General features: G+C 60.6%; 17 protein-coding genes and 1 tRNA gene. 8 read left to right on the top strand and 10 right to left on the bottom strand.

The genetic code is table 11. From position 1 onward, the window contains the following. Positions 1–15: 15 nt before the first annotated feature. Both BGO80_RS05275 and BGO80_RS05270 read right to left on the bottom strand, forming a co-directional pair. Entirely contained in the window at positions 16–1,287 is a 1,272-nt protein-coding gene (locus BGO80_RS05275) for a relaxase/mobilization nuclease domain-containing protein (protein WP_286719677.1), read from the bottom strand. Then, entirely contained in the window at positions 1,284–1,721 is a 438-nt protein-coding gene (locus BGO80_RS05270; RefSeq protein WP_286719675.1) for a hypothetical protein, read from the bottom strand. The genes BGO80_RS05275 and BGO80_RS05270 overlap by 4 nt, the downstream gene beginning before the upstream one ends. Before the next feature lie 705 nt (positions 1,722–2,426). Here BGO80_RS05270 and BGO80_RS05265 point away from each other — a divergent pair. Continuing rightward, positions 2,427–3,125 carry a permease gene (locus BGO80_RS05265; protein ID WP_286719673.1) on the top strand — a complete coding sequence of 233 codons (699 nt, stop codon included), beginning with the start codon at positions 2,427–2,429 and terminating at the stop codon, positions 3,123–3,125. A 333-nt stretch (positions 3,126–3,458) separates the two neighbouring features. Here BGO80_RS05265 and BGO80_RS05260 read toward each other — a convergent pair whose 3' ends face one another. Then, the gene (locus BGO80_RS05260) at positions 3,459–4,454 is read right to left on the bottom strand and encodes an SH3 domain-containing protein (protein ID WP_286719672.1); all 996 of its coding nucleotides are present in this window, start codon (positions 4,452–4,454) and stop codon (positions 3,459–3,461) included. A gap of 240 nt (positions 4,455–4,694) precedes the next feature. Here BGO80_RS05260 and BGO80_RS05255 point away from each other — a divergent pair, with 240 nt between their 5' ends. After that, positions 4,695–6,764, top strand: a complete 2,070-nt coding sequence (locus BGO80_RS05255) for a M13 family metallopeptidase (protein ID WP_286719671.1) — start codon at positions 4,695–4,697, stop codon at positions 6,762–6,764. Positions 6,765–6,941: 177 nt separating this feature from the next. Beyond that, entirely contained in the window at positions 6,942–7,499 is a 558-nt protein-coding gene (locus BGO80_RS05250) for a hypothetical protein (protein WP_286719668.1), read from the top strand. A gap of 220 nt (positions 7,500–7,719) precedes the next feature. On the opposite strand, the gene BGO80_RS05245 is transcribed toward BGO80_RS05250, so the two are convergent. Then, a tRNA-Met gene (locus BGO80_RS05245) sits at positions 7,720–7,796 on the bottom strand. 253 nt (positions 7,797–8,049) lie between these two features. Here BGO80_RS05245 and BGO80_RS05240 point away from each other — a divergent pair. After that, positions 8,050–9,087, top strand: a complete 1,038-nt coding sequence (locus BGO80_RS05240; protein ID WP_286719666.1) for an aldo/keto reductase — start codon at positions 8,050–8,052, stop codon at positions 9,085–9,087. A gap of 134 nt (positions 9,088–9,221) precedes the next feature. Further along, positions 9,222–9,926 (top strand): DUF599 domain-containing protein, encoded by a 705-nt coding sequence (locus tag BGO80_RS05235; protein ID WP_223214092.1) that lies wholly within the window; start codon positions 9,222–9,224, stop codon positions 9,924–9,926. 53 nt (positions 9,927–9,979) lie between these two features. Here the strand turns inward: BGO80_RS05235 and BGO80_RS05230 are convergent, their stop codons facing one another. Further along, positions 9,980–11,254: a tetratricopeptide repeat protein gene (locus BGO80_RS05230; RefSeq protein WP_126149250.1), complete on the bottom strand. Its 1,275-nt coding sequence runs from the start codon at positions 11,252–11,254 to the stop codon at positions 9,980–9,982. Between the two features lie 174 nt (positions 11,255–11,428). Between BGO80_RS05230 and BGO80_RS05225 the strand changes: the two genes are divergently transcribed. The 3 genes from BGO80_RS05225 (at position 11,429) to BGO80_RS05215 (ending at position 12,682) form a co-directional block, all read left to right on the top strand. Continuing rightward, the gene (locus BGO80_RS05225; protein WP_126149251.1) at positions 11,429–11,740 is read left to right on the top strand and encodes a (2Fe-2S)-binding protein; all 312 of its coding nucleotides are present in this window, start codon (positions 11,429–11,431) and stop codon (positions 11,738–11,740) included. Next, positions 11,706–12,191 (top strand): bacterioferritin, encoded by a 486-nt coding sequence (gene bfr / locus BGO80_RS05220; RefSeq protein ID WP_126149252.1) that lies wholly within the window; start codon positions 11,706–11,708, stop codon positions 12,189–12,191. The genes BGO80_RS05225 and bfr overlap by 35 nt, the downstream gene beginning before the upstream one ends. Before the next feature lie 77 nt (positions 12,192–12,268). Continuing rightward, complete coding sequence (locus BGO80_RS05215) at positions 12,269–12,682, top strand: VOC family protein (RefSeq protein WP_286719661.1); 414 nt, start codon at positions 12,269–12,271, stop codon at positions 12,680–12,682. An 18-nt stretch (positions 12,683–12,700) separates the two neighbouring features. On the opposite strand, the gene BGO80_RS05210 is transcribed toward BGO80_RS05215, so the two are convergent. The 5 genes from BGO80_RS05210 to BGO80_RS05190 form a co-directional block, all read right to left on the bottom strand. Beyond that, entirely contained in the window at positions 12,701–13,315 is a 615-nt protein-coding gene (locus BGO80_RS05210) for a nucleotidyltransferase family protein (protein WP_286719658.1), read from the bottom strand. 91 nt (positions 13,316–13,406) lie between these two features. Then, on the bottom strand, positions 13,407–14,405 hold the full coding sequence (locus tag BGO80_RS05205; protein WP_286719654.1) for an alpha/beta hydrolase: 999 nt from the start codon (positions 14,403–14,405) through the stop codon (positions 13,407–13,409). A gap of 172 nt (positions 14,406–14,577) precedes the next feature. Next, positions 14,578–15,792 (bottom strand): lytic murein transglycosylase, encoded by a 1,215-nt coding sequence (locus BGO80_RS05200; protein WP_126149255.1) that lies wholly within the window; start codon positions 15,790–15,792, stop codon positions 14,578–14,580. A 171-nt stretch (positions 15,793–15,963) separates the two neighbouring features. After that, on the bottom strand, positions 15,964–18,099 hold the full coding sequence (locus BGO80_RS05195; RefSeq protein ID WP_286719649.1) for a mechanosensitive ion channel domain-containing protein: 2,136 nt from the start codon (positions 18,097–18,099) through the stop codon (positions 15,964–15,966). A 146-nt stretch (positions 18,100–18,245) separates the two neighbouring features. Then, positions 18,246–18,847 (bottom strand): hypothetical protein (locus tag BGO80_RS05190; RefSeq protein ID WP_286719645.1); only part of this gene is annotated, 602 nt, incomplete at its 5' end.

Genomic DNA, 18,847 nt, shown 5'->3' with positions numbered 1-18,847 from the left:
AGTGAGATTCCCTGTTTAGCGTTCGAGGCGCAGGCCGTGCGATTGTCCACGCGAGCGGGCCTGCATCTGGTGGTGCTGCGTGAATTTGAAGAAGCGCCCGATATCGCTGCGCAGCTCCAAAAGCTGCTTGGCTTGCGCGCTTCGTAGTTCTTTGAATTCGGCTTGAAGGACCGCGCGCCGTTCGCGCTGCCTGTCGATCAAGTCCTGGCGTTCCTGCGAATGGCGCAGGCGCGTTTGCGCAGCCTCTTGTTCATTGGCACGCCGCACTTCCTGATATTTTCCAGTGATGCGATGCCAGAGGCCGCGAAGCCCGGTTGGGAGACGCTGCGCTCTTTCGCGCGCCTCCAATTCCCATTGATTGGCCTGCTGCGCGCTTAGCGCCGCGCGCTCAGTCCGATGCTCTTTTGTCATCGCGGCTTTCTTCTCGCCGAGCGATGCAGAGCGTTTTTCGAAATGCTTTTTGGCTTCTTCGATGTGACGCCGGATTGCGGGCGTCATGCGCTGGCCGATGACTTCCTTTGTCTCATCGACGCTTTTGAGAGCATCGCCATCACCAAGGCGCTCGCGCACTTCTTTTGTTTTGAGGTCGAGCATACGCGGCAGCGACCACACTTCGCCCTGATGATCGAGGGCGACAAAGCTGCGCTTGTCGCCCTTGGCCAGGAAGAAACCGCGCTCCAGCAAGGACCGCTCAAATGATGCGGTATTGTCAGACCGCTGCCAGCAATCTTGCAGCGTGGATTTAAGCCAGCGTGGATCGATGCCCTGACGTTTGGCTTGCTGCCATTCTGCCAGATTGAAGTTTGTCGGATCGCGCTCGCTCGCGCGTTCCAATCCGCGCGGCAGTTTCCAGCCGTGCTCAAGATACAGCTCACGCGATACGCCCATGAGCTTTTGCTTGAAAAAGCTCATTTGCTTTGCGGTCATTGTCTCGGCATCGATGCGCGACCACACAGCATGCGCATGGCGACGGCCTTCTTTTTCGTGGAAGACAATCGCGCGCGGCTGGCCTTCAAGATCGAGATCCTTTTCGATCCGGCCTATGGCCTTCTCAAACTCATCGACAGAGACGCGCGCATCCGCAGGCGGACTAAGAGAAAGGGAGAAAAGATATTGGCGGCACTTAGTGCCTTTGCTGATCGCTTCGGCTTCCCTAAATGCGCCGTGCAGATCGGTGGAGGCAAAGCCGCGCAGGTCATGGACAGACAGATGCTCATTGTCATCTATCTTCATAAGGTGCGCCGCCAAATCTTGACCGCCGCCGCGCTGAGAGGCTTTCAGGATCATGCCTGGCCTCCCGTGCGGTGGCCGAGTGCATTCAGAATCGCCGCACGGATTTCATACACGAGTGCAATCGCGGCGGAGATTTCTGCTTCGGTTTCTGGCGTGATGAGCAGCGTACCAATCTCGGCAGCGCGCGCCAAATCCTGCAATGAGATGAGAAGTTCGGAGCGGCCAAGCAGTGCCAGTGCCCGCGCAAGCGCCTCCCTGTCCTGTATGGTGAGGACCTTCCGGCGCTTGCGCCCCTCAGGAATCCCATCAAGAAGCTTGGACTTTATATAGGCCCCGAGCGGAGCGCCCGCAGCCTCCAAAGCTAAGCGGGCGCGGTCGGCCTCGCTCAGGCGGATGCTGAACGGTGAAAGCCTCTTCTTCGGCCCGTTTTCATAAGGAGGCTTAGTGGCGGCAATTGCCGCGCACTCGAATTCGGTGTTGAGGGTCATAGCGGCCCCCTACAGCGATGGCGGAGCGGGACGCGCTAACGATGTGTCCTTAAGGACTTGCTCCCAATGGGCTAATTCATCGAAGATTTGGTTCGATTGTGCACCGTACAGGCGCACCACCTTCTTCCATTTAAGTTTGATGGCTTGCTTGAGTTTCAAGCCAGCACCGCATGGCCCCAAACTGTGCTGGATTAGCACACGGCACCCCTGGCGCACCGCGAATACCTTCCTTTAAGATCAGCGACTTAGCATACCGACGCGGAGCGGGTTAGCACACCAGCTAGCACAAACCGCAGCAACGCTCCGTCGCGTCGGTATGGTCCCAAAGGACTCGCTGGCTGGGTGGCAAGGGGCTAGACGGGCACATGAGAACGACTGCGCGCGCCCGACGCCGTTGCCAAAAATCGCCGGATTGCGCCTCGCTCCCGACGGTCGGCTTCGCAACAATTTCTTATTCGGGCACTTTTACGTCACTCAGCCCATCCATGATCGACGTGAACCACCACATGCTGGCGCGCAATCTCGATACAACAACGAAGATGATCGACACGTTCTATTCGGCAAATCCGCGCCACCGATTAAGGCGGACGGATTGCTAGAGGCAGACTGTACAAGACCGGTGAGGATGCCGGGATCACAGCGATGGTTGCCGCATAAGCCCGGGTGGTTCATGTTAAATCCGCAACTTTGCGGCAGGTATCACGCATGGATTTCATGAAGCTCCTCAAATCGATTGAGGAACTGCTCTATGAGCTGATCACATGGTTCGTGTTTTACCCTTTGACCTTCTGGCGCATCGTCACGCGGCCGATATCGATGCTGGCCTATGCGCAAAAAGAACTGACCGAAAAAGATCACGAACAGTTCGACGATGCGGTCAGCCCGCCCATCCTGCTGTTGTTGACGCTGGTCCTGTTGCACGTCCTGGAGGGTGCAGTGGCAGGGCGCGCACCTTCAGTCTTTCCGACGCTATTGCAAGATGACCGAAACCTGCTGGTCTTTCGCGCCTTGGCCTTCAGCCTTTTCCCGCTGTTGTTCGCAACCATGAAGCTACGCAACAGCGGCGCCCGCATGACGCGCAACACTCTCAAGCCGGCATTCTACAGCCAGAGCTATGCGACTGTTCCCTTCGTCATGGCGATCAGCCTTGGCATGCAACTCTCTTCGCACGCCCAGGCGCTGCCCGGTGGGAGCATGTGGGGCCTCATGGTCGCCCTGGCCGGAACGATATGGTATTTGGCGGTCGAGACGGTGTGGTTGTCCAAGGGGACGCAAATGTCCAGATTGCGAGCAGTGCTCGCCACGCTGGGGATATTTCTTGTTGCAGTATTCGTCCTGCTTGTCGCTGCCGCCCCTGTTGCCCTGGTGGGGTATCAAATGGATCAGCAGGCGCCCACGCCCTAGTTCGCTAGCCGGTTGGACCCTGTCCGGACAGCAAGCCGACAGATAACAGCGGCCAATCATTGTGGCGATGGGCCAGTGCGGACACCCAAAGCGCGCCCGTACGCAAATAGGCTAGGGTCGGCAGGATCCGCGTATTACCGATGCATTGACGGACATTCCAGTCATGGTGGGCAGGTGCCATTCGGCCGACCAATGCGCGAAAGGGACCACAAGTATCCGGTTGCTCGGACTGCTTCCTATCGGCACCCACAATAATGTGGATAGTTCCGACCTTCGCCTGTTCCTGCCCTCAATAATCGTGCGGCCCCACCGAAAGCAGGGCCGCTCAGGACACTAGCGCACAGACTGAAAGCTGCCATCCAGCGCAAAGTAGCAGTTGAAGAACTGCGTGCTGCCATCGGCCTGGTCGAACCAGCCCTGCACGACATAATTGCCTGGAAGGCTGAGGACGCTGTTCACCGTTATCTCGGCCGGTCGAACTCCGAAACGCGCCGAAGCTTCACCGGTGCAGAAGCGCGGCATGTCAGCGTTAGACACCGCACTTGGCGTTGGGTTGGACGGCACCGGCTGCGGCTGGGAGCGTGGCCTCACGACGGTTGGCAGGGAAGTTGGCTGGCCAAAAGATTCATGCAGATATCGGCCCGCGACCCAACCGCGCTGGCCGCGCGGTGTTTCGACCTGACACCAGCGGGTGCTGCCACTGGTGGTGCAGCCGAAATTGCGCAGCGTATCGCCATCGCGCACCGTGCCGATGACCGGGTTACCGGTCGACGGGCCGGAGCGCACATTGAGCGTATCGCTGCCCAGCCCCTCAACCTGCCAGTACTCGGGTCCGCTGCCGACACTGACCGGCGCCACCGGGCCGGATGGAAGCGTCGTCGGACGCGGCGCCTGGGCGGCTGAGCCGTCCACAGAGATGGTCAGGTCGAAGTCGGCTGCCTCATTGCGCCGGGCGGCGTTGCGCATCAGGTAAACGCTGATGGTGTAATTGCCCGAGGATGTGAGGCGCAGATTGGTGGAATTGCCCGAGATGGAGCCATTGAACAGCGCATCCGAGGCGCCCGGGGCGCTGATGTTGAAATAGTTGCTCGAATTGTTGGTATCGAGCTGCACGGACATGGTCTGACCGGCTGATACGCCGATGCGATAGTCAATGGTCTGATAGCCCTCGATGGTGTCCGAGAGCGTGGTGCCACTGGCCCCGCGGGGAAAACGAACGTCAACAGTCCTCGCATCCTGAGCCGACGCTGGAAGCAGCGACAGCATCAGAGCAACTAAAGTGGTCAAGGTAGCGGGTAAGAAGGCACGGCGGATTGATGTGATGCTCACGACAGCCTCCGCAAATAAATTGATTACCCCACGGTTTGGCGAAGAAGTGCCGATATTGTGGCAATCAAAATCGCTTTTTGTATCGCTTCAATTTTAGGCAATATTCAGAATTTTTCTCACCTTAGGGACGGTTCTGGCGTCCAACGCGACTTGCGCAAGTAAGGCCCGATAAGTGATTTGCCATTTCGCAAATTGCGAATTCTGATGGTCTTATCGCGTCAGCCCTGAGGAAAACCGAGCATGAACCGTAGACGTGCTTTCGCCCTTGTCGCATCCACTGCTCTGATGGGAGTGTCGGCGCTCGCGCAGGACGCCCCAGCCATTCCCTCGCTTGGCGCGGCAGAGCTGAATTTCTCCGTCGAGAACATGGACAGGTCGGTCTCACCGAAGGAAGATTTTTACCGCTACACGTCGGGCGCCTGGCTCGACCAGGCCGTCATTCCCCCCTCCTCGCCAGATGTGAATGTGTTCAGCTTCATGGTGGACCATGTCACCGAGCAGATGGCCACGGTCATATCGGATGCGGCGGCCAAGGCTGATGACGCGGAAGCGGGAACGCCGGCGCAGCAGGTCGGTGACCTCTACAATTCCTTCATGGATCTGGATCGGATCAATGCCGCAGGCGTCACGGCGCTGCAGCCAGCGCTCGACACGCTTGAAGCAGTGGACAGCCTTGACGATCTTTCCACATATCTCGGCAAGCGTGGGCGCGACACCGCATCCTTCGTGCTGGCCGCAATCGTCCCTAATGCCGATCGCGCCGACAGCACCAAGATGGCGTTGTGGTTCCTCAGCGGCGATCTCGGTATTGCATTGGGTGCCATCTATGAGGAAGGCGAGGATTCGGCGCGCGTTGTCGCCTACAAGACCTTCGTGCGCGACACCCTGATCCTGGCCGGTGATAGTCCCGAAATTGCCACCGAGACAGCCGACCTCGTCTTTGAGCTCGAAGCAAAAATGCATGCGGGCAAGGCCACACCCGTGGAGCGGGTGGACCCCCGCAATGTCTATAACCCGGTACCGTTCGAGGACTTGCAGGCAGAAATTCCCGAACTCGACCTGACCCTGCTGGCGCGGGGCCTGGGCCTCGAGCCGGAAGAGACTGTGGTCAAGACCGAGCCGCGCTATCTCGGCGTCTTGTCGCAGATTCTGCGTGATTATTCCCTCAATGAGATCAAGGCCTATCTCCGCTTCCGGCTGATCGAGAACTATTCAAGCTATCTCGGCCCCGCTTTCGAGGCGCCGGGCATCGCCCTCATTCAATCCCTGATCGGGACCTCGGAGACCAAGCCGCGGGAGGAGATGGCGCAAAGCCTGCTCAAATCCAATCTCGGCCAGCCGCTGTCGCGGCTCTATATCGATGCCTATTTCGCCGAGGAGACACGGCAGACGGCGCTCGACATGATGGACCGGATCAAGGCGGCGTTCCTTGAACGCATCAAGACCCGCAGTTGGCTGAGCGAAGAGACACGCGCTGCCGCCATCGAGAAGCTGGAACGGCTGACTTATTATGCCGGCTATCCCAATGAATGGCTCGACTACAGTTCGGTCGAAATCAAATCCGATGACCTGATCGGCAATATCAGGCGCCTCAACCGACACATGATCGATGTCGAGGTCGCCAAGATGGGCAAGACCGTAGTCGAGACCCATTTCAGCGACGACGCCACTCTGCCCCTCAGCGTCAACGCGGCCTATAGCCCGTCGATGAATGGCTTTGACGTGCCTGCTGCCATTATCCAGCCCGGCATGTTCGATATTTCGCAGCCCGCACCGGTCTATTTCTGTCGCCTCGGCGCGGTTCTCGGCCACGAAATGACCCATGGCTTCGACAGCGGCGGGCGCCTCTTCGATGCCGATGGCAATCTTCGGGACTGGTGGACGGCGGACGACGCGGCAGCTTTCGAGGCCGAAGCGCAGAAGCTGGTGGATCAGGCCAATGCCTATGAGGTTCTGCCCGGACTGATGGCCAATGGCCCGCTGAACGTCAAGGAGAACATGGCCGACTTCGGCGGCATAACCCTCGCTCACGCAGCGCTGATGACCTATCTCGAGGAGCATCCTGAGGACAATGTCGAAACCAACGGGCTGACGCCGTCGCAGCTCTGTTTCGTCGCCTTCAGCCAGATGTGGGCAACAAAGTCGACCGACCAATACACAGCCTATCTCGTCGGCAATGACGTCCATGCCACCGGCGACTACCGCGCCTTTGCGGCCCTCCAGCATGTGGACGCCTTCTATGAGGCCTTCGACATCAAGGAAGGTGACCCCATGTGGCTCGCGCCCGAAAAGCGCGTGCACGCCTGGTAGGCGGCGGCGGGAACGGCAGGCCTGTTCCCCCGCCGGGCATGACGATGACCTTCACCAAGGTTGAAGACATGACCACCGGCATCCTCGACGACGGTGCGGAAACCTACACGATCGCCGACGTGGTTTTTCTCGGCGACTGACGGCAGCCAGGCCGTCGCCAACTGGAAGGACATTGCGATGAACAAGCTTATTCTGGCCACGGGCCTCGCTGCCGCCTGCCTGATGACAGCTCCTGCACAGGCGGCGGTGCCGCAGCTGAACTTCACCTGCGCCGACGGCATTGCGGTGCATGCCGACGAGAGCGGCCCCGTCTATATCGACGGAGAGGAAGCCGAGCTCGAAGTCTTCAACGACGACTATTCCGAAGCCAGCCTTGGCGAAACCACGATCTCCATTGCCATCAACACCGATGGTACGCCGGCTCTGTCCTATACTGGACCCGGCGGCACCAATGGCATCTGCAACCCCACGCCCGGTACTGAAACTGCGGCGACCGGCGGCGCAACCATCCCCTTCTTCAATGCCGAATGCCCGGGCGAACTTTTCGTCCATGCAGACGAGGGTGGACCGGTCTATCTCAACGGCAAGGAGGCGGCGTTCACCTCGTTCAGCGAGACCTATTTCGAGGCAAAGGCCGGCGACGTCACCGTGTCGGTGACCAATATGGCCGACGGGGCGCTGGATGTGTCCTATACGGGACCCGGGCGCGCCAATGGCGTGTGCAAGCTGCAATAGCGGCTTGCCAGGCTTTCATCAAAAGCGGACGGAATTTCTTCGGCAGGCAGCGCGATGGCGACATTTAAAGCTGTCGAGCATCGCCTTGCAGCCAACACCGGTCCCTGGACGATGATGGCTGCCTATGAACCAGTTCTCTAAGAACCTGACATGGGCGGCTATCAGTGCAAATCCATAAACAAAAAGCCCAGCAAACTCATCGAGTTCACCGGGCTTTGTTTGGTTGCGGGAGCAGGATTTGAACCTGCGACCTTCAGGTTATGAGCCTGACGAGCTACCGGGCTGCTCCATCCCGCGTCATGCGCTGGCACCGGTTCGGTGCAACGTGAGGGCTATATAGGGGGTGGAAGGGCGGAGCTCAACCCCTCTCTTGCCCAGCATGACGCTTTTTTGACCGAGAGCGTGTGCGGCCAGGCTTTTCGGCGCCCAGCCTGTGGATAACCCCCTGCCCAGTCTGCACCATCGGCGAATGCCGCTGGATCACTTCCCTGCCCGAAATAGCTGGTCTAGGGTCCCTGACCCACCGCAAGACACAGCACCGGACATCGTGATGGACTTCAAGACATTGGGTCGGACCGACCTCAAGGTAACCGACATTTGCCTCGGCACCATGACATGGGGCAGCCAAAGCACCGAAGCCGAAGGCCATGCGCAGATCGCCATGGGGCGCGACGCAGGCATCAACTTCATGGACACCGCCGAACTCTACGCGGTGCCGGGTAGTCCCGAGACCAGCGGCCGTACCGAGGAGATTATCGGCAACTGGTTTGCCGCCAACAAGGACCGGGATCGCTGGGTGCTGGCCAGCAAGATCGGCGGCGGCGGCAGCCCGTTTCTGCGCGGCGGGCGACGCGCCGATGGCGAGGGTATTCGCGAGGCCTTGGAAAAGAGTCTTCGCCGGCTCAAGACCGATTATGTCGATCTCTACCAGATCCATTGGGCCAGCCGCGGGCACTATCATTTCCAGCATTATTGGGACTATGCGCCCCACCAACAGGACACGACCGATGTCCTTGCCAACCTTCTCGAGATGCTCGACGTGCTGGGCGAACTGGTGCGCGAAGGCAAGATCCGCCATATCGGGGTTTCAAATGAAACCACTTGGGGCATTGCCCAATGGTTGCGCCTTGCCGAACAACATGGCCTGCCGCGCCTGGTCTCGGTCCAGAACGAATACAATCTCATTCGCCGCCAGTTCGATCACGACCTGGCCGAACTCAGCCACCACGAAGATGTCGGCCTCTTGGCCTATTCGCCGTTGGCGGGCGGTATGCTCACCGGAAAATATCTCGACGGCGCCACGCCTCCTGCAAGTCGCAAGGACTATCAAAAGGGCTTCTGGCGCATCAACGAGCACTCCGAAAGCGCGACGCGGCATTATTTGGCCCTGGCAGAGCAGCATGGCATCGCCCCCATCCACATGGCCATTGCCTTTTGCCGCAGCCGACCGTTCATGACGGCGACAATCATTGGTGCCACCCGTACCGCCCAGTTGCAGCACGTGCTGGCCGGGCTCGAACTCAAGCTCTCGCCAGAACTCCTCCGGGAGATCGACGCCATTCATCGCCTGCAACCTCGCCCGATCTGAGGCCAACCCTAGGGCGCAGCCCCTTAGTGGAACAGTCCCACCAGCGGCAAGGGCGCCTTGCGGGCAGAAGCGATTCCCATGATTGAGGCAGCGGCCTATAGTCCCGGCGACACCACATCGCCGGAGTTCTTGCGTTGAATCCTGCCTCCCTCGCCGTTTCGCTGCTGCCGCTCGTGGCGTATCTGGCCTACAACATCATCGTGCCCATGGTGGAGCAGAAGCGCCCTTCGCTCTCGGTGATCATGAATATGCAGCGCCGGCGCTGGGTGGCCAATGCCAGCCGCAGGGAGAGCCCGTTCGACGCCATTCTCTCCGGCAACATCATGGGGTCGGTCAGCCTTCTGGCTTCCACCTCGGTGCTGCTGGTGCTGGCGGTGTTTGCCATGTTCGGGCAGTTGTCGACGCTGATGGCTGCGCTCGATTCCCTGTCGCTGCAGCGCACCTATTCCCTTCTCGACGTCCAGTTGCACCTGGTGGTCATGCTGGCCATGTTCGTGCAGGCATTTTTCGCCTTCACCCTGTCGCTGCGCCAGTTCAACCATTTCTGCATCATGCTGGGGGCGCTGGACCATGATCGGGTGACCAGCGACGAAGAGATCGAAGCCATAGCCCGCATGAACGCCCTGGGGGCCAAGAACTTCAACAGCGGCATCCGTGCCTATTACTTCTCGGTATCGACCGTGGCCTGGTTTGTGTCGGAATGGCTGGCGGTCGCCGCCTGCATCATCACCGTGCTGATCCTGGCCCATCGCGAGTTCTTTTCCTCAGCACACCGCACCGCCGCATCGGCGGCAGTCATCGCTGCGCGCCACCGGGCGCAACGCCAGGAACAGCAATGAAAAAGGCGCCCCAAGGCGCCTCTCCCTTACTCTGAAACGTGTTGCGACCCAGCCTATTTGGTCTTGGTCTTGCCCACAGCGGGCGTGGTCCCACCTGCATTGAGCCTGGCGAGGTTGTCGACCGCCAATTGGTACCCCTGGTCGGCGGCGGCCTGGTAATAGCTCTTGGCCAGGTCGAGATCGGCAGTAACACCCAGCCCATTCTCATAGATGTGGCCGAGATTGTTGAGGCCGATCGGCTGACCAGCATCGGCAGCGATCTGCGTCCAGTGCAGCGCCTCGTCATAGTTGACATCGGTGCCCAGCCCATCGAGATAAAGCAGGCCTAGATTGACTGCGGCGCGCATTTCCCCGCCTTCGGCGGCCTCGGTATAGAGATCGAGCGCTTCCTTGTAGTTCTGCTTTACCCCGCGACCATCTTCATAGAGCAGCGCCAGGTTGTGCTTGGCCAGCGCCATGCCCTGGTCGGCGGCAAGGCGGTAATTCTCTGCGGCCGCTTCAAGATCGACCTCGGTGCCGATGCCGTTTTCCAGCATGAAGCCGAGATTGTTCTGGCCGAAACGGTCGCCCTGATTGGCGGCCAGCGTATAGAGCTCGACAGCACGTTCCGGATCGGCCTTTTGCCCCAGCCCGTCCTGCAGCACCTTGCCGAGATTGACCTGGGCGGACGGATCGCCCTGATCGACGGCACGCTCAAACCACGCAGCAGCGGCGACATAATCGCGCGGCACGCCCAGCCCGTCCTGATACATCAGGCCGAGATTGGACTGCGCCTTGGGCATGCCTTGTTCGGCGGCAGCGCGATACCAGCGGGCAGCCTCGGTATAGTCCTGCTCGACGCCCTCGCCGAAATCATAGGACAATCCGAGACTGTTCTGAGCCATGGCGAAGCCGGCCTCGGCGCCCTCGGTCAGCAATTGTGCGCCGCGCTCCATATCCTGGTCGACGCCATCGCCAGTGGTCAGCATGTCCCCATAGATGGCCAGGGCCACCACATGCCCGCCCGCGGAGGCTTCCTCGAACAGCGGCACGGCATCCTCGGTATCGCCATTGGCGAAATAGGCGCGGGCCAACCAGCCCTTTACCTGCGCGGAATCGGGCTCTTCGCGCAGCGCCTTGCTGCACAATTCGATCGCCTTGGTCGTGTCGATATCCCAGGTTTCTCGCCCGATCGTTTCAAATCCGGGCTCATACTGGCTTGCGGCCGCAGCAGCACACGCATCGAAGGCAGGTCCGGCCAGTGCGGCGGGAACAGGCAAGGCCAGACCGGCTGCCAATACCAGAGACAGGCCGGCAAGCGGCCCGCGGACGATCAAAGATTTGGACAAGGCTTTCTCCCAAGTTTCAAGCCGCTTGCGGCAATCTAGCAAGGCTAGGAGCAACGGCAACTCCTGATTGAGGGTGATGAGAGACTTGGGCAGAAACGCGTCAATTTATGACGTTGACATTCATGTATGGGGAGCGTTTATTCCCAGCCGTTGAGAACGACCGGCCCCTGAACAATGCTCGTCTGCCAGTGCAATATGATCACGTCTGCCGAAATCGAGGGCATTGTCCTCGATCTGCTCAAGGCCGATCCCTGGCAGCTCGTCGTTCCCGCCAAAGTCTATGCTGAACTCAACCGCCGCGCCAAATGCAGCGGCTGCGTACCGAATGTGGTGGACATTATCGTTCGGGTCACCGAAAACTACCACGCGCAGCAAGCACACCCGCCCGCCGAACTGATCACGCTTCAGTCCGGGCTGGAAAAGCTCAAAAGACAACGGATTGGAGAACGTCGTGAAAGGCGAAGCACAGGTCATCGAGCGGCTTAACGAAGCCCTCTTCCTCGAACTTGGTGCCGTCAACCAGTATTGGGTGCATTATCGCCTGCTGGACGACTGGGGTTACAAGAAGCTGGCGACCAAGGAACGCGCCGAATCCATCGAAGAGATGCACCATGCCGATCGCCTGATCGAGCGCATCATCTTCCTCGAAGGCCATCCTAACCTGCAGCGCGTTGCGCCCCTGCGCATCGGCCAGACCATCAAGGAAGTTCTCGAGGCTGACCTTGCCGGCGAGTACGACGCTCGCGCCTCCTACAAGGCCAGCCGCGAACTCTGCGAAAAGCTGGGCGACTACGTGTCCAAGAACCTGTTCGAGGAATTGCTGGCCGACGAGGAAGGTCATATCGACTTCCTCGAGACCCAGCTCGAACTGCTCGACAAGATCGGGCCAGAAAAATACGGTCAGCTCAATTCGGCCTCGGCCGACCAGGCCGAATAGACTGTTGACACGAGACGACAACCGCCCGGAACAATTTCCGGGCGGTTTTGTTTTGCCCGGAACAAGGGAGAGTGCAAATGCAGTTTCACACCGGCCGTCTCATCGACCATGTCCATTTGCGCGCCAGGGATTTTTCGGTCACCTCGCGTTTCTACCAGGCGATCTTGGCCGCACTCGACATCAAGGTGGGTGCCGTCAATGACACATGGCTACAGGTGGATGAGCTATTCATCGACGCCGCCGATGCCGATACCATTCCCAGTCACATCCATCTCGCCTTCCAAGCCAAGGACGAGGCCATGGTGCATCGATTCTACGAGGCTGCGCTGGCCGCCGGCGGCAAGGACAATGGCGCCCCCGGGGAGCGCCACTACCATCCGGGCTATTTCGCCTGCTTCATCATCGATCCTGACGGCAACAATATCGAAGCGGTCTATCACGGCCCTTCCACCCGCTCCGCGGCCTCGGTGACCATAGAGCCGACAGCCTGACGCGATCCTGCGCGAAGCCTAGCGGTCTGGCCAAGGCACGATGGTGAGTTCCGGCCAGACGCTGGCGGCGCGCGCCGCCTTCTTGGCATGGGTCTCACGGTTGTCGATCGCGAGGTTGGGCGTCACCCGAAACCCAAAAATATCGTCGAGCCCGAAAGGGGCATGCACCGATATCTCGCCATCGGGTTCGAGCCGCACCGCGACCGCATGGGTGCGCGAGGCGAAGTAGAGCATCATTTCCGCGCTGTTCTTGAGTTCGGGATAGGCCACCCCGAATTTTTCGGGGAACCACAAATGCACCCGCGCCTGGTTGCGCAGTTCGACCGGTAGTGGCAGGCCGGCAAACTGTGCGGCGGCCCGGCGGATCACTGCGTCCTCGGCCTCGTAGCTGCGGTCGGCAGCGTCGAAATAGACGACATCGGCATCCTTGATGCCGGTCAATGCCGGCCGATTGGTGAGCGTGTTCCAGACAGTATTGTAAACAGCGCCAGAGGCCAGCAGCGGATCGGGCAGCCCAAGAGCATTCATGCCCTCGAGAATGGCCATGAGATGGGGCTGTGCCCGTACGATCTCCACCAGCGCGGCGCGCTGGCGATCGGGGCTGGCATCGGCATAACGAAGATGGTCGTGCATGTGCCAAGGCTAGCGCGATTCACCCAAAGGCGAAATCGCGCTGGCCGGCCTGGCGCCAGGATTGCTGCCAGGCGGTGTCAGCAGACGTGCCTCAGTCCTCGATCGGCTGGAACATGGAGTTAAGCTGGCTGACGATCTGCTCCATCGGCGCAATGGCCTCGGGCAACATTTCGGGCGCCTCGGGGGCCACGGCCACATAGGGTACGCCACTGGGGAAGGCGCCGAAACGCTGGAAGAATGACACCATGTCCTCGAGCACAGGCATGCGCCAGCGCCAGGCCGCGCCCATGGCGATTACCGGCTCCATATGACCGAAACCATCATAATATTGAGTGGTCACCCACACACCCTGAGCCCGCAGCCGGTCGGCGAAACGCTCGGTATTCTGCATGCGCACGATGGGGTCAGTGGTGCCGGTGGCCAGATACATGGGCGGAGAATCGGCGGTGATCAGATTGATCGGCTGGGTGCCCTGCGGATTGGGCGCCGATCCGAAGGTGGTCCGAACCTCGTCATATTCGAAGGGGTAGAAGTCATATGGACCAGACAATGCCGCCACGCCCAGGATCGGCATGGTCACCCCATATTCCTTGAGGAAGGAAGGATCGAGGGCCAGCATCACCGCATTATAGGCCCCGGCGGAGTGACCGGCCAGGAACAGGCGATTGGGGTCGCCACCATAATTGGCGATATTGTCCTGCACCCACCGAAGCGCATTGGCGCTGTCCTCGAGAAAGCCCGGATAGACTACCTCCGGAACCAGACGGTAATCGGCGATGACGGTAACGAAGCCGCGCGACGCTAACGCCCGGCCAACGAATTGGTAGTCGCTGCGCTCGCCGCGGTTCCAGCCGCCACCATAGATGAAGAACACTACCGGTGCCGGCGCGCCACGCTGCTCGGGCGCATAGACGTCGAGCTTGTGCCTGGTGCCGTCGGCATAGGCGATGCCGTCACCCACCTTTGAGGTACCGCCATCCATGGCGGCAGGCAGGTTGAACGGATCCATGATCGACAGCGCCGAGGCGGTGCCGGGCAGGAGAGCGAGAACAGCGAACATCGCCGCGATAGCAGTACGAAATAAGGTCATGGCGGACTGGATCTTGAACCGGATTGGGGCGGCTTATGCACGCCAATGCTGGGGATATTATGACGCCCGCAGAATGGGCGAGGGCAGGCGCGCCGTGATCGATCGCTACCTGCCCTCTACTTAAGCCCGACAATTCTGCGCGCTGATGATTAACGAGAGGTTAACGCCGAGATCACTTCAAACGCTCGAGCACAAGGCCGGAAACATGGCCGTCGGCGGCAAGGCCCTGGCGCTGCTGGAAGGCCATCACCGCCGCACGCGTCTTGGGACCGATGACCCCATCGGCCGTGCCCACATCGTAACCGGCCCGCGCCAATAGCGTCTGCAACTCGGCGCGCTGCGCCTTGGAGAGCGCATAATCGCCCGCCGGCCAGGGCGTCACGAACGGCCCGCCCCCGATGATGCGATCGGCCAGATGCCCGACGGCGAGCGCATAGCTGTCGGAATTGTTATAGCGCTTGATGACCTCGAAATTGGGCAGCAGCAGGAAGACCGGGCCATTGGCGCCAGCCGGCATATAGAGCCGGGCAACATCACCGGAGCGCGGAAAATCCCGCCCGGAAACGCGTGTGATCCCCATTTGCTTCCACTGTCCCACCGTCAGCTTGCCGGCATCGCGAGCCGCCGCGAAGTTGAAGCCTGCAGGCAGTTTGACCTCGTAGCCCCAGGTTTCGCCCGGCCGCCAGCCGAAGGCATTGAGATAGTTGGCAGTGGAGCCCAAGGCGTCCGGAATGGAATTCCAGATATCCTTGCGCCCGTCACCGTTGAAATCGACGGCATAACGCATGAAGCTCGATGGCATGAACTGGGTATGGCCCATGGCACCCGCCCAGGAGCCCACCATCTGCTTGGGGGCGACATGGCCATCCGAAACGATACGCAGCGCCGTCAGCAGCTCATTGCGGAAGAAATCGGCGCGATAGCCACTTTCAGTGAGCGTGGCGAGCGCATGGATGGTGTTATTGCCGCCCATGAAGCCGCCAAAATTGGTTTCCATGCCCCAGATCGCCAGAACGATCTCCGGCTGGACCCCGAACCGCTGCGTCGTTCGACCCAGCGTCTGGGTCCATTCCGAGCGCATGGCGCGGCCCTTGCTGGCCTGGGCATCGGTAACCCGGCGATCGACATATTGCTGCACCGTCTGGGTAAATTCGGGCTGCTTCTTGGTCAGCTCGATCACCTGCTTGATCGGGCTGTAACCGGCAAAGGATGCATCGAAGGCCTGGCGGCTGACGCCCTGAGCCTGGGCAGCGGGCCAGAGCCCGCGCACGAAATCGGCACTATTGGCGGTGGCGGCGCCCACCTGCCCGACCAGCATGCTGGCAATAACACCACCGGCAAGCACAAGGCGGCCGAGGGAATGACGAAAAAGGGTTGGCTTTTGCATATCTGGCCTCGTGCTACGCAAACAAAGTCACGAGCACGCCCGGCGCTTGCCGGACGCACCCAGAGCCGTCGCCCCCGATACGGCAGATATGACTATTTTAACCCATCCAATTAAGATGAGCTTAAGGCCAAGCCGGTCTTGGCCTGCTGGCGATCACGAAGTTGTTGCCGCTCAGCCGCTGCCCTCGTCGGTCAGATGCCCGGCGGCGCCAGGAACATAGGAAACGCGCGGCGTCGGTGTGCGGATGTCCCGTTCGGCAAAGAGGCGCTTCAGCGTCTCCGAATAGAACCGTCCAGGCCCCCATTGCTTGCCGGCGAGCGTCTTGATGCGGGCCCGCAATTTCATCGAGGACGGTGTCAATGCAATCAGCCCGGGCAGGTCGAGATCATCGAGGATGACCTTGTTGTGCTCGGTCTCCATCAACAGCGTGAAGGCATCACGCATGGTCTGCTTCACCACCTCGATATCGCTGTCATAGGCGACCTCGACCTCGGCGACGTAGAAGGAGAAACCGCGCACCATATTGGACACCTGATCCACCGAGGAGAAGGGGATGAGGTGAATGGTGCCGCTCATATCGCGAATGGTCACCGAGCGGATGGTGAGCTTTTCCACCACCCCCGAGCGGCCGGCGACCTCGACCACGTCACCCTCGTTCATCACATTCTCGAACTGGATGAAGATGCCGGTGATGATGTCCTGCACCAGCTTCTGCGCACCGAAACCGATGGCGAGACCGACCACACCTGCACCGGCAAGCAAGGGCGCAATATTGACGCCAATCTGAGCGAGCGCGAGCATCAGCCCGAATATGGCCAGGGCAATGGTAAAGGCGTTCTTGAACAGATTGAGCAGCGTCTTCTCGCGCGGCGTCGGCACCTTGCCCACCGTGGTGTTGAGCCGATATTCGACCCAGGACGCCACCACCACATGCAGCACGATGGCCACCAGAACGATCAGCGCCGCCGAGACCACCGAGCCGGCCACGGCCAGTCCCTCGTCGCTGGCGACCCAGCCGGCGAAGTCGAACAGGGCCCAGGCCTGGCCGATGGCAATGATCACCCCGGCGACCACCACCCAGATCACCACGGTCATGACACCAGGCACAAAGGCGCGCAATCGGCCTTCGAGGAGCGGCAGGCGCTTTCGGACATCCTCCGGCAGGCTCAATCCCGCAGTGACGAAGCGCCCCACAAAGCTGGTGATCAACACGCCGACGGCGATGGCGATCAGCGATTGCGCCGTGGCGCCCAGCATGAAGGGTAGCGCTTCATCGGGATTGGCGAACCACACCACCAGCAGCGCCAGGAGATAGATGATCACCAGTTCGTGCCAATGGCGGCCGACAATCACCAGGATGCGCCCTGCACCGTCCTGGCCACGGCTGGCCGCTATTTCGGCCAGCCAGTTGCGAACGTCGTCGCGATTCTGCAGCACGATGATGATGCCGATGGTCACCGCGGTGGCCATCACCAGCACCTGCACCGCCGCCCCCGCCGCCGGACCAATCGTGCCGTTGAGCATGGGCGCAACGAACATGAAGGTGTAGCCGAGCAGCGAAATGATCCGCGCCGCCCAGAATGACCAATAGGCCGAATTGTCGTCGCTGACCGGCAGGATACGGATCGATGGGTAGCGCGGGGCCAGCACCGCTCGCACAGCCAGCTTGCTCAATTCCACCACGAGGAAGGCGTTGAGCAACAGCGTCTGGTTAATGCCCATCTGCCCGGATGGCATGGTGCCGGCATTGAGCGCCAGCACATAGCCCAGGGCCCAGGCGATGATGATGGTGGCCGCGTCGATCAGCAGCACGAGACCCAGCCCGACGATACGGGCCAGCAAGGAGCGTCCGGCCAATGGCGTGGCAATTCTGGCGCTGAGGCGACCGGCAAGCAGGCTCAACAGGAAGAAGCTGCCGAACAGGCCGACCAGCACAATGCCGAGATTGACCGCCAGATCGCGCAGCATTCCCAGATCAGCATTGAGCGTGCCATTGAAGGCGTCGCGCATATTGGTGAATACGCCCCCAACCGCCCGCACCGTCTGCGAAGCGCCCTGGGCGACGCTTCTGGTATATTCAGCCAGTTGTCGGGCAATGCTGAGATCGGGAGGCGTTTCCGGCGCGGCGGTCACCTCACCCGGCGCTGCCTGACGCAGACGCTCGATCAGCTCGGCGCGTGCACTATCGTCTTCCAAAATCCGGATGAGCTCATCGGCCGGCGTCGCGGTGGGATCTGCTGATGTGGTCTGCGCATGAGCGGGCAGCAGCAGGAAGAGCGTGGCAAAGAGCAGGACAAGGAAGCGCATGGATCTCGACGATAGCGGTAGGAACAATTGCCAGCATGGCGTTTCAACCGCCGAGGTCAACCCCGCGGGTGGCGCACAATCTGCAGGCAGCTCACCACTAGCGGGTGGATTGCGTCCATATTGGGATCGCGCCCAGCTTTTCGGTCCTAGACAGCGATGACATTGGCCAGGCGCTTGAGGAAGGTCTTGGCAGCAGCCAAGGCTGTGCTGCTGTCTCCGGCCAGATCTTCCCGGCCGCTTTCGGCCAGTTCCGCCAACCGGTCGAGCAAGCCCTGCCGTTCGTTGTGCAAGTCCGGCGGGAGATCGAGATCGGCGGCAGTGGTGAGCGCCTGCCGCATCTCCTGTAGGCGCAGCAGCATGGAGAAACTGGCATAGAGGCGCCTCGCGACGCTGGCATCTCGCTGCCAGTTCTCACCGGCGAACATGGCGCTGGCCCTTTGCCCCGCACCCAGGCAGTCGAACGCCTCGCAGCCATCATAGCCGAGCTCTTCGCGGCGTGCATGGATGCGGCAGCTGAAGTCGGCCGCAAGGTTGTGGCAGGGCTGGCCCGCCGGCTTGTCATGCGCGAACTGGGTGCCCCTTTGGAAGGAGAGCGCGGTGCAGCACAGGGCAAAACACGCGCTGCATTGGGCGTTGAAGGTGTCGTTGTTCATCCCGGGATTTGGTAATTTTGATGCGCAAAAGCCCCGGTTTTGAGGCCGGGGCTTTTGGATTGGTTTTGAGACGGTAAAGAGATGGGACGTGTGTT

Origin of the sequence: Devosia sp. 63-57, from assembly GCF_001899045.1 — a bacterium.
GTDB classification, from domain to species: Bacteria; Pseudomonadota; Alphaproteobacteria; order Rhizobiales; family Devosiaceae; genus Devosia; species Devosia equisanguinis.
Note: the sequence above shows the minus strand (reverse complement) of the source record. Positions and strands in the feature narration are given on the sequence as shown.

Bases quoted from the DNA above. Each gene is read 5' to 3' on its own strand.
- BGO80_RS05275 (WP_286719677.1), bottom strand. From the start codon at position 1,287: ATGATCCTGAAAGCCTCTCAGCGCGGCGGCGGTCAAGATTTGGCGGCG.
- BGO80_RS05270 (WP_286719675.1), bottom strand. From the start codon at position 1,721: ATGACCCTCAACACCGAATTCGAGTGCGCGGCAATTGCCGCCACTAAG.
- BGO80_RS05265 (WP_286719673.1), top strand. From the start codon at position 2,427: ATGGATTTCATGAAGCTCCTCAAATCGATTGAGGAACTGCTCTATGAG.
- BGO80_RS05255 (WP_286719671.1), top strand. From the start codon at position 4,695: ATGAACCGTAGACGTGCTTTCGCCCTTGTCGCATCCACTGCTCTGATG.
- BGO80_RS05250 (WP_286719668.1), top strand. From the start codon at position 6,942: ATGAACAAGCTTATTCTGGCCACGGGCCTCGCTGCCGCCTGCCTGATG.
- BGO80_RS05240 (WP_286719666.1), top strand. From the start codon at position 8,050: ATGGACTTCAAGACATTGGGTCGGACCGACCTCAAGGTAACCGACATT.
- BGO80_RS05225 (WP_126149251.1), top strand. From the start codon at position 11,429: ATGCTCGTCTGCCAGTGCAATATGATCACGTCTGCCGAAATCGAGGGC.
- BGO80_RS05215 (WP_286719661.1), top strand. From the start codon at position 12,269: ATGCAGTTTCACACCGGCCGTCTCATCGACCATGTCCATTTGCGCGCC.
- BGO80_RS05210 (WP_286719658.1), bottom strand. From the start codon at position 13,315: ATGCACGACCATCTTCGTTATGCCGATGCCAGCCCCGATCGCCAGCGC.
- BGO80_RS05205 (WP_286719654.1), bottom strand. From the start codon at position 14,405: ATGACCTTATTTCGTACTGCTATCGCGGCGATGTTCGCTGTTCTCGCT.
- BGO80_RS05200 (WP_126149255.1), bottom strand. From the start codon at position 15,792: ATGCAAAAGCCAACCCTTTTTCGTCATTCCCTCGGCCGCCTTGTGCTT.
- BGO80_RS05195 (WP_286719649.1), bottom strand. From the start codon at position 18,099: ATGCGCTTCCTTGTCCTGCTCTTTGCCACGCTCTTCCTGCTGCTGCCC.